The 14336-nt window shown below is 67.1% G+C and carries 10 protein-coding genes; 6 read left to right on the plus strand and 4 right to left on the minus strand.

The genetic code is table 11. The features are described from left to right. The 6 genes from tagH to tagF all read left to right on the plus strand — a co-directional run. A partial coding sequence (gene tagH, locus FOY53_RS16640; RefSeq protein ID WP_146590937.1) for a type VI secretion system-associated FHA domain protein TagH occupies positions 1 to 622 on the plus strand: 622 nt, incomplete at its 5' end. Between the two features lie 4 nt (positions 623 to 626). Continuing rightward, the gene (gene tssJ / locus FOY53_RS16645; RefSeq protein WP_146590939.1) at positions 627 to 1088 is read left to right on the plus strand and encodes a type VI secretion system lipoprotein TssJ; all 462 of its coding nucleotides are present in this window, start codon (positions 627 to 629) and stop codon (positions 1086 to 1088) included. Positions 1089 to 1109: 21 nt separating this feature from the next. Next, on the plus strand, positions 1110 to 2444 hold the full coding sequence (tssK, locus tag FOY53_RS16650; RefSeq protein ID WP_146590941.1) for a type VI secretion system baseplate subunit TssK: 1335 nt from the start codon (positions 1110 to 1112) through the stop codon (positions 2442 to 2444). Between the two features lie 4 nt (positions 2445 to 2448). Then, positions 2449 to 3786 (plus strand): type IVB secretion system protein IcmH/DotU, encoded by a 1338-nt coding sequence (icmH, locus tag FOY53_RS16655; protein ID WP_146590943.1) that lies wholly within the window; start codon positions 2449 to 2451, stop codon positions 3784 to 3786. A gap of 3 nt (positions 3787 to 3789) precedes the next feature. Beyond that, on the plus strand, positions 3790 to 7326 hold the full coding sequence (gene tssM / locus FOY53_RS16660; RefSeq protein ID WP_146590945.1) for a type VI secretion system membrane subunit TssM: 3537 nt from the start codon (positions 3790 to 3792) through the stop codon (positions 7324 to 7326). Between the two features lie 5 nt (positions 7327 to 7331). Further along, on the plus strand, positions 7332 to 7820 hold the full coding sequence (gene tagF, locus FOY53_RS16665) for a type VI secretion system-associated protein TagF (RefSeq protein WP_186766643.1): 489 nt from the start codon (positions 7332 to 7334) through the stop codon (positions 7818 to 7820). Here tagF and FOY53_RS16670 read toward each other — a convergent pair. From FOY53_RS16670 to FOY53_RS16685, 4 genes are all read right to left on the minus strand, one after another. Next, positions 7807 to 10119 (minus strand): type VI secretion system Vgr family protein, encoded by a 2313-nt coding sequence (locus tag FOY53_RS16670; protein ID WP_146590950.1) that lies wholly within the window; start codon positions 10117 to 10119, stop codon positions 7807 to 7809. The two genes, tagF and FOY53_RS16670, sit on opposite strands and share 14 nt — an antisense overlap. 96 nt (positions 10120 to 10215) lie before the next feature. Beyond that, positions 10216 to 12657 (minus strand): ImcF-related family protein, encoded by a 2442-nt coding sequence (locus FOY53_RS16675; RefSeq protein WP_146590952.1) that lies wholly within the window; start codon positions 12655 to 12657, stop codon positions 10216 to 10218. Between the two features lie 3 nt (positions 12658 to 12660). Next, a complete protein-coding gene (locus FOY53_RS16680) occupies positions 12661 to 13542 on the minus strand; it encodes a M15 family metallopeptidase (RefSeq protein WP_146590954.1) in 882 nt (293 codons plus the stop codon). Between the two features lie 3 nt (positions 13543 to 13545). After that, positions 13546 to 14301 carry a PP2C family protein-serine/threonine phosphatase gene (locus FOY53_RS16685; protein WP_146590956.1) on the minus strand — a complete coding sequence of 252 codons (756 nt, stop codon included), beginning with the start codon at positions 14299 to 14301 and terminating at the stop codon, positions 13546 to 13548. Between the last annotated feature and the right edge of the window lie 35 nt (positions 14302 to 14336).

The following is a 14336-nucleotide window of genomic DNA, read 5'->3' on the forward strand; positions in this document are numbered from 1 at the left end:
GACGGCCGCCGCGCCGTCGCGGCCCGCACCGACCGCCCGGCCGGGGGACGATTTGCGCGACGCCCTGCTGCGCGGCATGGGGCTGGACCCGGCCAGCGTGCCCCGCGCCGAGGATCCGGCAGCCGAAATGGCGCATCTGGGCCGCTGCATGCACGATCTGGTCGAAGGCGTCATGCTGCTGCTGCGCACCCGGGCGCAGGAAAAACAGAAGGTGCGTGTGGCCCAGACCATCATCGCCAGCGCCGATGTGAACCCGCTGAAGTTTCTGGCCACCCCCGAGGATGCGCTGACGGCGCTGATCCATCCGCGCGGACGCGGGTATCTGGCCCCGGACGCGGCGGTTCCGGCCGCGTTCCGCGATCTTGCCGACCATCAGGTCCGCACCTGGAGCGCGCTGCAGATCGCGCTGCGCCGCATGGTGGACAAATTCGACCCCGCCGAAATCGAGAAGGAGATGGCCGACGTCGGAGTGCTCGAGGCGCTTGCGGCGGGGGGGCGCAAGGCCAAGCTGTGGCAGATCTACGAAGACCGCTACCGCGACATCGCCCGGTCGGCGGAACAGCAGTTTCTGGGCGATGTCGGGGGCGATTTCAGAGACGCCTATGAAAACAAGGGGAGTTGAAGCGATGTTCATACCACGCCGTACTTTTTTGCTGACCAGCGCCGCAGGTGCCGGGCTGATCCTGACGGGCTGTGTCGAAGAGACCCCGCCCTCGGTACTGAGCGTGCGCGCCCAGGCCGGGGCGCGCATGAACCCCGGCCCGGACGGCAGCGACCGGCCGGTCACGCTGAGCATCCTGCAGCTTTCGGGCTCGGGCGCGTTTGATTCCGCCGATTATTTTGCACTGCAGGATCCGGCCTCGGCGCTGGGTGGCGACCTGATCAAGGCAGACCAGCTGGTGCTGGCGCCCGGCGGGTCCGCCACGGTCGCGATTCCGGTCCAGGCCGGTACCAGCGTCATCGGCGTGGTCGGCGGGTTCATCAACCCGACCGGACGCACCGTGCGCAGCAAGATTCCCGCCCCCGGCGCCAGCCAGGGCCTCATCATCTCGGTCGGTGCGGGCGGTCTGTCGCTTGCCACCGCCTGAGCCATTGTCAGAAGGACAGGTATGACCGACAGGAACAAGGTGGTCTGGTCCGAGGGGCTTTTCCTTCGGACCCAGCATCTGCAACAGCAGGACCGGCACACCGACTGGCTGATGCGTCAATTGCTTGGCGCGCTGCCACGGCACAGCTTTGGCTTTACCGCGCTGAAGCTGGACACCACCGCGCTGGACGAGGGGCAGGTGGCGCTGGCGCTGGCCGAAGGGGTGCTGCCGGACGGGACGTTCTTTTCGGTGCCGGGGGACACGGCGGCGGTCGCTTCGGTGCCGGTAACGGCGAAATCCGGCGCCGGGCTGGTCCATCTGGCGCTGCCGACCGCCGCGGCCGGTGCGGCGCAGATCGACCCGGCCCATGCCAAGGCCTCGGGCACCCGCTATCGCGGCACGGTGATCGAGGTGCGCGACGCCATCCGTGGCGGCGCCGAGCCGACCGAGATCGAAGTCGCGGCCCTGGCGCCGAAACTGCTGCTGCCCGGGGATGAGCTGGCGGGTTACACCACCCTGCCGATCGCGCGGATCGAAGGTCTGAGCGCCGAAGGAGCCGTGGCGCTGGATCCGGGGTTCCTGGCCCCGGCGCTGAACATCGGTGCGGTCGACTGGTACGGGCAGCTGCTCAAGGAGCTGGTGACCGGAATCGACCGGATCGCGGACGCGCATGGCGCGATGGTGCTGGGCGGGACCGGGGCGTCGATGGAAAACCTGCTGATCCTGGAACTGGCCAACGCCGCGCGCCCGCGTCTGGCGCACATGGCGGCGCAGAGCAATGACCACCCCTCGGCCCTGTATCAGGAACTCGCCGGGCTGGCGGGACGGATGGCGACCTTTGGCGCTTCGGCGCGGCGGTTGGGGGATCTGCCCGACTATGACCATGCCGATCCGCAGCTGAGCTTTCAGACGCTGGCCGACACGCTGCGCTCGCTGGTGCTGTCGCTGCGCCATGTCGAACCCAAGAGCCGGGCGCTGCGGGTGTCGCGCCACGCGGAAAACATCTGGACCGTGCGCATCGACAACCCCGAGATCATCGCCAGCAGCCGCATTGTGCTGCGCATCGGCGGTGACATGTCGGAAAAGCTGTTGCGCAAGATCTTTGTCGATCAGGCCACCGTGGGGGCGGCAGATGCCTTTGACGCGCTGTGGAAGTCGCGGCTGACCGGCATTCCGTTGAAACCGCTGAACAGCCAGCCGCGCGAAATTCCCTATGACGGTGACCGCCTGTGCCTGGAGCTGGACCGCACCTCGGAACACTGGGCGGCGCTGGCGGATGCCCCCGGGTTTGTTCTGGGGGTGGCGGGTAAACTGGAACGGGAACCGCAGATCGACTGCTACGCAGTGAGCCGGTGAGAGCATGAACGGAGACGATCCCTTTGGCCTGGAAAACGACGCCGGACGCACCCGCATCCGGCCGGTGCGCCGCGCGGCGCAGGCCCCCCGGCAGCAGCCCGGCGCGGCCACAACGGCCCCTGTGCGCACCACCCGGGCCAGCGACAACCCGCTGCTCAACGCCTATGCGGCGCTGCTGGGCATGGCGCCGGAACTGGAACGCGCCACCGCGCCGGAAAATCCCGATGTGCTGCGCACCCGGCTGCTGGATTCCCTGACACACGCGCGGGATTCGGCGGTCTCGGCCGGCGTGCCGCTCAGCCGTGCCGATCAGGGGGCGTGGTTTGTCGCGGCCTTGCTGGACGACATTGCCCTGAACACCCCCTGGGGCGGACATTCGGGCTGGCCGCGGATGCCGCTTGTGGTGTCGATGTACGGCAATGTCGACGCGGGCGAGCGGTTCTTTGACCTGGCCGAGGATCTGATCCGCTTTCCCGAGCGCGACCCGCAACTGCTTCAACTGGTGTTCCTGTGCCTGTCACTGGGATTTCGCGGCAAATACCGGCTGGACCCCGGTGCCGGAGAAGCCGCGATCGCCCAGTTGCGGGTGCAGATGAACCGGCTGCTGCGGGACCGCGACGCTGCCGACGCCGCGCTGGCGCCAAACTGGAAGGGCGTCGAGGCGGCGGATGACAAACGCGGCTTTGTCGTGCCGCTGTGGTCGATCGGGCTGATGGCGCTGGCGCTGATCGGGGCGGTCTATGTGGCGCTGTCGATCCAGCTGTCGAACCGGGGGGAACAGTTGTTCACCCTAGCCGGGGTGCTGCCGCCGCCGGAACGCGCCGATATATTCCGCCCGGTCATCGATTCCGTGCAAAAGCCGCTTCTGAGTGCCGATCCGCTGGTGTTCGAACTGCTGCCGCTGTTCGGCGAGGCCGCCCCGAAGGCGACCGCCAAGGCGCTGACCGGGCGCGAAGATGTGTCGATTGCCGTTGTGGTGGTGCAGGCCACCGACCCCGAGGTGTTCCGCTCGTCCAAGGCGGATCTGAACGGCGGCTATGACACGCTGATCACCAGCATCGCCACGGTCATCCGCGACAATGCCGAATTCATCGGCTCGGTCCGGGTGGTCGGCCATACCGACAGCATCCCGGTGCAGACGTCGAACCCGTTCCGCTCGAACCAGGGGCTGAGCGAGGCGCGGGCCAAACGCATCGCCGAGGCCCTGGTCGCGGCCGGGGTGCCGCCCGGGCTCGTCACTTCGGAAGGCAAGGCCGCAAGCGAACCGATTGCCGACAACGGCACCAAATCCGGGCGCGCCCGCAACCGGCGGGTTGAAATCATCCTGCAGAAAAAGGTCTAGGCGATGTCGGTGCTGAAAAAGATCCTCGGGTTTCTGTTTTCCCGGTTCCTGTGGACCCTGATCGGCATCACCATCCTGTGCGTGCTGATCTGGTTCTATGGTCCGCTGATCAGCTTTGGTGATGCGCAGCCGCTGGCCGGCGATCTGACCCGGATCGTGGTGATCGGGGTGATCATCATCCTGTGGCTGCTGTCGATGCTGATCCGCGCCCTGCGCTCGGCCCGCGCCAACCGCGCCTTTGTCGCCGAACTGGCGGCTCCCGCGCCCGAGATGCTGGCCCAGCCGGGGGACGAGAACCTGGCCGAGGTACAGGGCAAGTTCCAGGGCGTGATGGAGCAGATGAAGCGCTCGAAACTCGGCGGGCGCAAGTTTCTGCGCGACATGCCGTGGTATGTGATCATCGGCCCGCCGGGCACCGGCAAGACCACGGCGCTGCGCCAGTCGGGGCTGCACTTTCCGATTGACCTGTCGGATGATCTCAAGGGGATTGGCGGCACCCGCAACTGCGACTGGTTCTTTACCGAAGACGCGGTGCTGATCGACACCGCCGGGCGCTATGTGCAGCAGCAAAGCGACCCCGAGGTGGATGCCGCCGAATGGAAAGGGTTCATCAACCTGCTGGTGCGCCATCGCGGGCGCCGTGCGCTGAACGGCGTGATCCTGACCTTGTCGGTGCAGGAACTGGCCGGCGACGACATTTCGATCCGCGAACATGGCCGCGAGATCCGCAAGCGGCTGGCCGAACTGCGCGAAGAGACCGGGCTGAAGCTGCCGGTCTACCTGATGATCACCAAGGCCGATCTGGTGCCGGGATTCGAAGCGTTCTTCGGCGACCTGAACGCGCGCGACCGCGAACAGGTCTGGGGGGCGACACTGGGCACCGCCGACCGGGTCGACGGGGTGACGGTGGAACGTGAAATGCGGGTGATGCAAGAGGCGCTCGAGGCGCGGATGACCGCCCGCATTGCCGAGGACGTGCCGCTGTCGCAGCGCGCCGAAATCTTTCGGTTCCCCGCTCAGCTGGACCAGCTGACCGCGCCGCTCAAGGTGCTGATCGAGGCGGTCTTCGGCGAAAGCCGTTACGAGGACAGTCCCTGGATGCGCGGTGTCTATTTCACCTCGGCGACGCAGGAGGGCTCGCCCATCGACCGGATGGTGAGCGGGATCGCCGCGTCGCTCGGGCTGCGCGCGCCGATGCCGGAACGCCGGGCGCACGGCAACACCCGCAGCTTTTTTCTGCGCAACCTGCTGAGCGAGCTGATCTTTCCCGAGGCCGGTCTCGGGCGTTTCGACCCCCGCGCCGAAGAGCGCCGCCGCTGGATCTGGCGCGGCACCCTGGCCGGGGCGACATTGGCCGTGGCGGTTCTGGCGACGCTGTTCCTGTTTTCCTACATGCGCTACAACGGCGCGCTCGGAGAGCAGGAGCGGCAGTTGACCAACCTGTCGGCGCGGCTGGCCAATGTCGCGGCACGCCAGGCACCGACCGACCCGCTGGACCTGAACCTGGCGCTGGATGCGGCGAACGAGACGGTGAACGCGGCGAGCTTTGTCGACGGCGGCGCGCTGACCCTGCTGGGCCCGACAGCCCAGCCCGAACTGGCGCAGGTGAACCGCATTGCCTATGACCACACCCTGCGCAACATCCTGGAACCGCGGATGGTGGCGCTGCTCGAGGCAACGATGTGGCGGCATTCGCGGGACCCGGAATTCCTGTTGGGCGCGCTCAAGGCTTATCAGATGCTGACCGGGCAGGCGCCTTACGATGCCGCCTTTCTGGGTGTCTGGTGGCAGACGGTGCTGCCGGAATTTGCACCCATCGACCCGTTTCCGACCGACGAATCCGTCGACCACCAGCTGGCGGCGCTGATCCGCATGGCGGGCGAAGAGGACAAGATCGGCCCCGACCCGGCGCTGGTGTCGACCGCTCTGGAAAGCATCTGCACCATTCCGCTTGCGGTGCGCGCCTACCGCACCCTGCGGTCCGATCCTGCGGTGACACGGCTGCCCGACTGGATTCCGGCGGAAAAAACCGGTCCGAACGGCGCGCGTGTGCTGACCCGGCTGTCGGAAAAGACCCTGCGCATCGGCTTGCCGGGGGCCTTTACCTATGACGGATTCCACGGCGCCGTATTGCCGCTGGTGCCCGAAGTGGCGGCGCAGGCGACGCTGGACCGCGCGGTGTTCGCCGGGGGCTGTTCGGAAAGCGCCGAGGCCTCGGTCGACACGCTCGAGACCGATATCCAGAAGCTCTATTACGACGATTTCATTGCCCAGTGGGACGGGTTCCTGCGCGACATCCGGCTGACGCCGATCGGGGATCTGGTGCAGGCGCGGCAGAACCTCAAGGATCTTGCCTCGGCGGACAGCGCGCTGAAACGGCTGCTGGAATCGGTGGTGTTCGAAACCCATTTGGCCCGCATCGACGAAGAGGGCGGCGGCAACCCGGCGGTGGAAAAGGGGGCGCTGAAGGCGGTGTCGAAACTGGGCAAGCTCGGCAAGCTGGTCAAGACCGGCGCCAAGATCGCCAAGGCATCGGATGGCGGACCGCCGCCGCTGCCGCCGGGCACGCCGGTGTCGGATCACTTCGCGCCGATCCGCGGCACGGTGCAGGAGGTGGACGGCACGCCACCGTCGCTGGACGACGCGGTTGCGGCGCTGACCGCGCTTTCCAACGAGTTGCAGACCGTCGCGGCCAGTCCCGACCCGCAGGCGGCGCTGCTGGCGCGCGGTGGCCTGCCTCAGCTGACCGGGGCGATTGCCAACGAGGCTGCCAGCCTGCCCGACCCGATCGACAAATGGATTGCCGGCATCGCCGGTGACACGATCAGCGTCACGCGCGAGGCGGTGATTGCCCAGCTGAACGCCCGCTGGCGCGCCGATGTGCTGCCGTTCTGCATCTCGGCCACCTCGGGCAGATATCCGTTTGACCAGTCCAGCGCCATCGACGTGAACACGCTGGACTTTGCCCGGCTGTTCGGGCGCGGCGGGTTGGTGGACAGCTATATCAACGATCACCTGCAACCCTACATCGACAATACCGTGCGGCCCTGGCGCTGGCGCGCCGATTTTGGTCTGGACGCCAAACTGCTGCAACCGTTCGAGAATGCCCGTGCCATGCGCGATGCCCTGTTCCCCGGCGGCGCGGGGCCGGTGCTGGCGTTTTCTCTCGAACCGACGGATCTGTCGGGCAATGCGTCGCGGGTGACCCTGAACGTCGACGGTCAGGTGCTGAGTTATTTCAACGCCGCGGCCCGGCCCGCGCCGATGACCTGGCCGGGACCGGACGGCACCAACATGATCACCCTCAGCTTTGCGCCGGTAAACGGCACGTCGGAACTGGTCACGTCGGAAACCGGCAGCTGGGCGATCCTGCGGCTGGTCCGCAAGGGGCGGCTGACCAAGACCGCACTGCCGGAAGTGTTTTCGCTCAGCCTGGCCGCCGGCAGCTTTTCCGCCAGCTTCAACCTGCGGGCCAATTCGGTGGAAAACCCGTTCGACCTGACGATGTTCTCGGGCTTCAACTGCCCGCGCGGGTTTTAGGGGCCGTGGGCACGGGGCTGTTTGGCAAGCTGCCCGGAGCCGGGGACTTTGTGGCCCGCGGGCTGGCGGCCGGGTTGCAGCCGGTGCTGGATCGCTGGCTGACGCTGCATTTTTCGGCACTGGTGCGGGACCCTGCGGCCTGGCCCGAGGGCGGCGTGCGCGCGCTGCTGGGCACCGCGCGGGGTGCATTCCTGCTGTTGATCGAACCCAGCGGCGATGCTGTCGGGCGGCCCTATCCGCTGGTCGCCAGCGTCGCCCACGGCGGCGCGGGCCAGGGCGCGGCGGATGCCTGGGCCGATGCCGTCTGGCCGCATCTGATCCGGGCGGTGGAACAGCCGGTCGCGCCGGATGCGCTGTTTGCCGCGGTGTCACAGATCGCCGACCCGGCCCCGGGGGCCGACGCGGTTCCCCTGCCGTCGCTGTGGTGGTCCGGCGTGGCACCCGCGGACCCGGAGGTGCAGCTGCCCCGGCTGGCGCGGATCAGTTCTGGTTGATCTTGCTGCCCTTCATGGTGATGTCGCTGCTGGCCTTGACGTTGATCTTGCCCTTGCCGGTGATCGAGATGTCCTTGCCGGAAATCACGATGGTGCCGTCCTTCTTCATCTGAATGTTGGAATCGCCGCAGGTAAAGGTGATGCTGTCCACGGCCTTGACCACGATATTCTTGCCGGATTCGACGTTCAGGTTTTCACCGATGGTGAACGACATGTTCTTGCCGACCTTGGTGACACTTTCCTCGCCAATCTCAAGACTGTAGTTCCTGGCAATCTTGCTGCCCTGGTCCTGGCCGACCTCGACCGCCTGGCTGGTGCCGATCTTCCAGCTGTCGGACAGGCCGATCTCGTGGCTCTGGGTCGCGCCGACATTGACCGAGCGCAGAGCGCCGATGGTGTTCATCTGCGCCGCCCCGACCGAGCGGGTCTCGGCGGCGCCGACGGTATCGACCCGTGCCACACCCACGGTGACCGTCTGGGTCAGTGCCACGGTCTGGCTGTGGTTCGCGCCGATGGTTTCGTCCGAATTCGCGCCGATGGCGATGGTTTCGTTGACCCCGACGGTGAGCGCGCGGTTGTTGCCGACGGTTTCGGTGTCGTTATTGCCGATTGACACGGTCCGGTTGACCCCAACATCGGTGGTCTTGTGGTTGCCGACGGTTTCGTCGCGGTTGTGCACCACGTCCTGCTTCGCGTCATGACCGACGGTTTCGGCGAAATCATTGTCGACGTTGCGGGTCTCGTTGTTCTTGATCCATTCGTTGTGGTCCTTTTCGGCCTGGAAATAGACCTCTTCCGACCCTTTCAGATCCTCGAACCGCAGCTCGTTCCAGCCACCGCCACCCATGGACGAGTTCGACTTCCAGCCCGACTGGGTCATGTTGGCGGGCAATTCGTAGGGCGGCATCTGTTCGGCGTTGTAGACCCGCCCGGTGATGATCGGACGGTCCGGGTCGCCGTCAAGGAAATCGACGATCACCTCTTGCCCGATCCGCGGGATCTGGATGAAACCCCAGCCCGATCCGGCCCAGACGGAACTGACCCGGATGAAGCAGGTCGAACGCTCGTTCTTCTTGCCCTCGCGGTCCCAGAAAAACTGTACCTTCACGCGGCCATAGGTGTCGGTGTAGATCTCTTCTCCGGCCGGGCCGACGACGATGGCCGTCTGCGGCCCTTTCATCACCGGCCGCGGGGTCAGTTCCGGCGGGCAATAGCCGGCATCCAGCGGCACCATGCGATAGACTGCGGCAAAGCCTTCGGGGCGGGTGGGGTCGGCGCGCGCGGAATACTGGCCATCCCAGATGTCGTATTCCACGGCAAGGATCATGTATGCGATGTTTTCCTGGTCGCGGGGGTAGTCGAACAGCTCGAACTTGTGCCCCGAAGCCGGCATCGGCGCCGTCGACTCGGCCCAGATCTGATGCGCATGGGCCTGATCCTGCTGATTGCGGATCGCGGCCAGGTAATTACCCACGCTCTGTTTCATGTAGCGCCCGGGATAGCTGTAACGCTCCATCCCGTCGTTTTCGTGGCCCTTCAGGTGTTCGTTCCGGGCGACAAGATCCGCCAAAGGTGTTTCAAAGTTGTAGTCGGTCAGGGTATGCAGGCCCGAGACGACACGGTCGGTGCGGCTCAGCTTGACCACGACTCCGGCGCCATCGCGCCCGGGCACCGCGTTCGGCTCGAAGCGCAGCTTTTCGACTCCGGCGGCAGCGTACAGGGTCGTCGGGTCATCCGACAGGATCAGCATGTGTTTTTGCTTTTCGAATTCGAAGAAGTAGTAGATGCCTTCATGCTCCATCAGGCGCTGCAGGAAATCCAGATCGGTTTCCCCGTATTGCACACAGTATTCCCGCTCTTCCGGGCTGCCGCGCAGGCGCAGTTCGTAATCGCTGATGCCGTGCTCATCCAGCAGCTGGGTGATGATGTCTGTGGCCGTCATCTCCTGAAAGATCCGGTTGTCGGTGGTCTTTGACAGCAGCCAGAGCGTCGGGCGCAGCACCAGCCGGTACATGAACCGGTCCTCGTCGTCATTGCCCTCAAAGCGGAACTGGTCGACCATGCCGCTGATGTAGCGGTAAACAGACGGGTTGTCGGGGTCGGCGGCGACGATAACTGTCACCGGCTGTCCCAGCAAATCCATTGCGTCGATGTTGGGATCGAAACTGCGCGCCAGCACCGAGTAGCGAAAACAGCGGCTGACCTGATCGTAACCCTGAAGATGCGCGAACAGCAGGGCATCGTCATCGTCAAACGCGGGAAGCGGTGTGATCAAATAGGCAATACGGTCAAAGTGCATTTCGGCTGCTCCTTCTTTCAGAGCGGTGCTGTAAAAATCAAAAGATTCAATCTTTGCGGAGTATACAGGGATTCCCCTTCGCTGCATGAATTTCCGTTACAAGGTCGGCGGACAGGCAAAGCCCTGCAGCGCCGGACGCACCGAGACCGGGTTCAACGCCGCCTGAAAGGCCATTTCCAGAAAGACCCGGCCCGATTCGGTGCGCAGGTCGAGCAGCACCCGGGCGCCGTCGTCGCGCAGCCGCAGCCGCAGCCCGTCCATCAGCCGCAACAGCCCCCAGGGACCGGGATGCAGGATGCGGGCGCTGTCTGCCGAGTCGCGGAACGACACTTCGACACCGGCGTCCGGCTGTGGCCCCGGCCAGCTGAGCGCGGCGGGGGCGCCGGTGGCGCGCACCGGTTCGGCCCGCCCGCCGATGGCGAACATGGTCTGGCCACGTTCCGCCAGAGCCGCCAGGGTCAGGTCATGGCGCAGGGTGCCGTCCGGGCCGTAGAGCCCCTCGGCCACCTGCACCGACCGTTCCAGAAACGCCGCGCTTTCCGGTGCCAGGCCGGCAAAGCGCGCCTCGGGCTTCCAGCGCCACGGGCTGGATTCGGTGTCCAGAAACGGCAACGCGCTCTGGGTCACGAACAGCCGCAGTGCCCCCTGCGGTCCCAGCAAGGCCGCAAGATCGTCCGGCGCGGCATCCGGACCGTTGGCAAAGGGATAGTGCCCGGCGGTGACATCCCGGCACAGCGGGAACACCTCCTGCTGCCAGCCCCGGGTCAGCGGATTCGACGCCGCGCCCTGCGTCTCGGGCTGGGCCGACTGGGCCAGCACATCCTCTGCGATCTGCACCACGATGCGCGGCGCGCTTTTCAGCGCCGCAATCGACCGCGCCCGGTCCTGCACCGACATAAGCCGCTGACTGCCGCGACTCTGGCTGATGTCCACGGCGCCAAGCGCCACGTTGAGGGTGGAAAACAGCCGTGCGATTTCCGCCATGCGGCCCTGTTCGACGTATTGGATCATCGCCCCGAATTCGCGCCCCAGCAGCAACTGCTGGGCGTGGCTGCGGCCCCGGTCCTCCCCGCCGGCCTGCAACCAGACCTGACGCAGCAGCCGGGTCAGCGGATTTTCCGGCTGCCCCAGCGCCCCCGACACCACAATGGCGGTTTCGCGCTGCGCAAAGGGGCGCACCCGAAGGTCGGCCAGCCAGGCCTTCCAGGCGGCGATGGTTTCCAGGTGCAGCCGGTCCATCAGCAGATCGGGCGAGCCATTCTGCGCGGGCAGCGCCTGCCCGGTGATGCGGGGCGCCAGATCGCGGGCCTGTTGCACCGCCCCGCCCACGGCAAAATCCCGCGCCTCGTTCCAGCCCTGAGCGGTGAACAGCCCCGGCAGGGGCGCGCCGATCGGCAACCCGGAGCGGCGCAGCAGCACCTCGCCGATGCCCGGCACCGCCTGATCCGGCTGCCAGGGCGGCAGGGCGCGCATCCGTGCCGAGCGCAACAGCTCCAACCAGGCGCGGGCCGGTTCCGCCACCTCGGCGGCAAAGGCGCGGGCCTGATCCATCACGGTGCTGTCCGCGGCGGTGATCCCCGGGGCGGGGGCGTCCAGCGGGAAAAGATGCGCCTCGAGCCCCTGCAACCCGACGCGCGGCCCGTTGTCCTCCAGCCAGCCGGTCAGATAGGCGCGGCTCCAGGGCTCGTCGCCGGTCAGCACCGACCAGGCGCGCAGCGCGTCATAAAGGATCAGCCCGTCACCTTCACGCGCCAGCACCTCTTCGATCCCGGCGGCGACGACTGCGGGCACGTGCCGCCGCACCGCACCGTCATAGGCGGCGCGGGCCCGGGTTTCGCCGTCCACCAGCGGCAGGCGGATCAGCCGGCGCAGGGGCGCGCGGCGGGCGGCCAGGGCCACGCGGTCCACCGCCGCACGCATGTCGTCCAGCCGCGGCACAAGACCGATGCCGGTCTGCGGGCGGTCAAGGCCGATGCTCAGCGCCTCTTGCGCGAACACCGCCGTCAGGCGCTGGTGAAACCGGTACTCCAGCCAGGCGGCATACCCGGCCAGCACCAGCGCCAGCACCAGAACATAGGCGCCGATCCGCAAGCCCCAATGGCCGCTCGCCACGGCACGGTGGGCGTGGCGGCCCGCCTCGGCACGGGTCACCAGCGCGTCGAGAAAGCTGTGCAGCTCTGCATAGTCCGCCCCCTGCCGACCCGCCGTGTCGCGAAAGTCGCGGATCCGCGCCAGAGACATGTCGCGCCCGTCGAACAGCTGGCGCTGCGCCAGCACCGACCATGTGCCCAGCGACACCCCGGCCAGCTGCCGGGCCCGCAGGTCCAGCAACACGGCAAGCGCATAGCGCGCCGGTTTGACCGTGTTCGCCGCCGCTCCGCCGCGCACCGCGTCCCGTTCGAACTGTGCCAGCGCGGTTTCGGCGTCGCGCAGCAGGGCCTTTTCTCCGGCGCGGCTGCGGCGCTCGAAATCGTCGAGCAGGTCCAGAACCGGAACGGCGGCGCGGTCCAGCGCGGTGGGATCCGGAGCTTTTGCCATGCGCTACAATTTGCCCTCGGCCTGCCATTTGCGCAGCGTCTCGACGCCGACCTCGAAATGCATCGAATCCTCGCGGCTGTAGGTGGCCCCCCAGTACCAGCCCTCCTCGTTGAACAGCTCCGCCAGCAGCAGCAGCCCGAACTGGGTGCCGCCATCACCAAAGCCGTCGAGCCGCCCCTGCAGCTTGACGTCGATTGCCGTGCCCCAGGAATGGTTGCTGACCGACGACCGCGATCCCCGGATCAGCCGGGCACACAGCGCCCCGGCGGTGCCAAGCGCGTCATGGATATCCGGCTCGCTGGTCCTGAGCCTGGCGACGATCCGCTCGAGCGAGTCGAGCGCCGGCTTGATCATCGTCACCCGGATCGGCCCGATCTGCCGGGTTTCCAGCATCGACTTCAGTTTCGGCTGCGTCACCGACTGGCAATCGGTGGAATAGCTCGATCGCGGATGGCCCAGCACCTCCAGCATCACCTGGTTGCGCGGCTGGCTGATGCCGGTGTTGAACCGGGCCTTGGCCAGCTTCATCACCTCGGTCATCGCCTCGGTGCCCTCGTGATCCTCGCTTTCGTCCTGACCGGTGATGTCGGGCGCCGTGACGGTGATATCCGATGGCTGCGGCAGCAACGGCGCAGGCACGGCCGAGGCACCCAGAGCCACATCCTCGGCCAGCGCCTTCAGTTCGGCCTGGACGTCGCGCAGTTCCGCGCGCAGGGAGTCGATCTGGGCGCGCAATTGCCCGGTTTCCGCCTCGGCACGTTCCAGCCGCAGTTCGGTGCTGCCGTCGGCGGTTTCCAGCAGGGCGCCGACCACGGCCAGGGACATTGCCGCGACCACCAGGCCGATGGCAACGATGATGGGGCCGATCACCGTGCCTTCGCGCATCGCCTAGTCCCCGGTCGCGAAAACGGACACGACCGAGACATTGTCGGGCGCGCCGACGTCCAGAGCCGCCACCACCAAGGCGTTGCACAGCGCCTGCGGGCTGTCGGACTGGCGCATGGTGCCGGCGATCTCCTGGTCGGACAGGCATGCGGTCAACCCGTCACTGCACAGCATCAGCCGGTCGCCCGGCACCAGCGGCACCACCACGGTTTCGATCTCGACATCCGGTTCAAAGCCGATGGCGCGGGTGACCACATGGCTTTCGGGGTGGCGTTCGCGGTCGCCGTCGCGCAGCAGACCCTGTTCGACCATTTCCTGCACCACGGTATGATCGCGCGTCAGCAGCCGCAGCGCCCCGCCGCGCATCAGGTAGGCGCGGCAGTCCCCGGCCCAGGCGATGGTGGCGACGGATTTCTGGATCAGCGCCGCCACCACGGTCGACCCCATCTGGTTCATGCCCGGCTCGCGCACCTTGTCCAGTATCGCGTGGTTCGCTTCGGTCAGCCGCGCGCGCAGGACCTGACCCGCCAGCCCGTCCTCGGCCACCAGCGACAGCCGGTCGATGACTATGTCCGAGGCGACATCGCCGTGTCCGTATCCGCCCATGCCGTCAGCCACCGCCCAGAGCGCGCCCGACGGATCGGTCAGGATCGAATCCTCGTTGCGTTCGCGCACCAGGCCCGCATGGGTCAGTCCCGCGCCATGGAACGACGGGGCGGCAGGCCGGATCGGCGGCACACGGGTTGTCGGGGCTGACATGCCGCGCGACTCAGCCTGTACCGGGCCGGAAGCGG

This window comes from Puniceibacterium confluentis (assembly GCF_007923445.1).
Lineage (GTDB): Bacteria > Pseudomonadota > Alphaproteobacteria > Rhodobacterales > Rhodobacteraceae > Puniceibacterium > Puniceibacterium confluentis.

Bases quoted from the DNA above. Each gene is read 5' to 3' on its own strand.
- tssJ (WP_146590939.1), top strand. From the start codon at position 627: ATGTTCATACCACGCCGTACTTTTTTGCTGACCAGCGCCGCAGGTGCC.
- tssK (WP_146590941.1), top strand. From the start codon at position 1,110: ATGACCGACAGGAACAAGGTGGTCTGGTCCGAGGGGCTTTTCCTTCGG.
- icmH (WP_146590943.1), top strand. From the start codon at position 2,449: ATGAACGGAGACGATCCCTTTGGCCTGGAAAACGACGCCGGACGCACC.
- tssM (WP_146590945.1), top strand. From the start codon at position 3,790: ATGTCGGTGCTGAAAAAGATCCTCGGGTTTCTGTTTTCCCGGTTCCTG.
- FOY53_RS16670 (WP_146590950.1), bottom strand. From the start codon at position 10,119: ATGCACTTTGACCGTATTGCCTATTTGATCACACCGCTTCCCGCGTTT.
- FOY53_RS16675 (WP_146590952.1), bottom strand. From the start codon at position 12,657: ATGGCAAAAGCTCCGGATCCCACCGCGCTGGACCGCGCCGCCGTTCCG.
- FOY53_RS16680 (WP_146590954.1), bottom strand. From the start codon at position 13,542: ATGCGCGAAGGCACGGTGATCGGCCCCATCATCGTTGCCATCGGCCTG.
- FOY53_RS16685 (WP_146590956.1), bottom strand. From the start codon at position 14,301: ATGTCAGCCCCGACAACCCGTGTGCCGCCGATCCGGCCTGCCGCCCCG.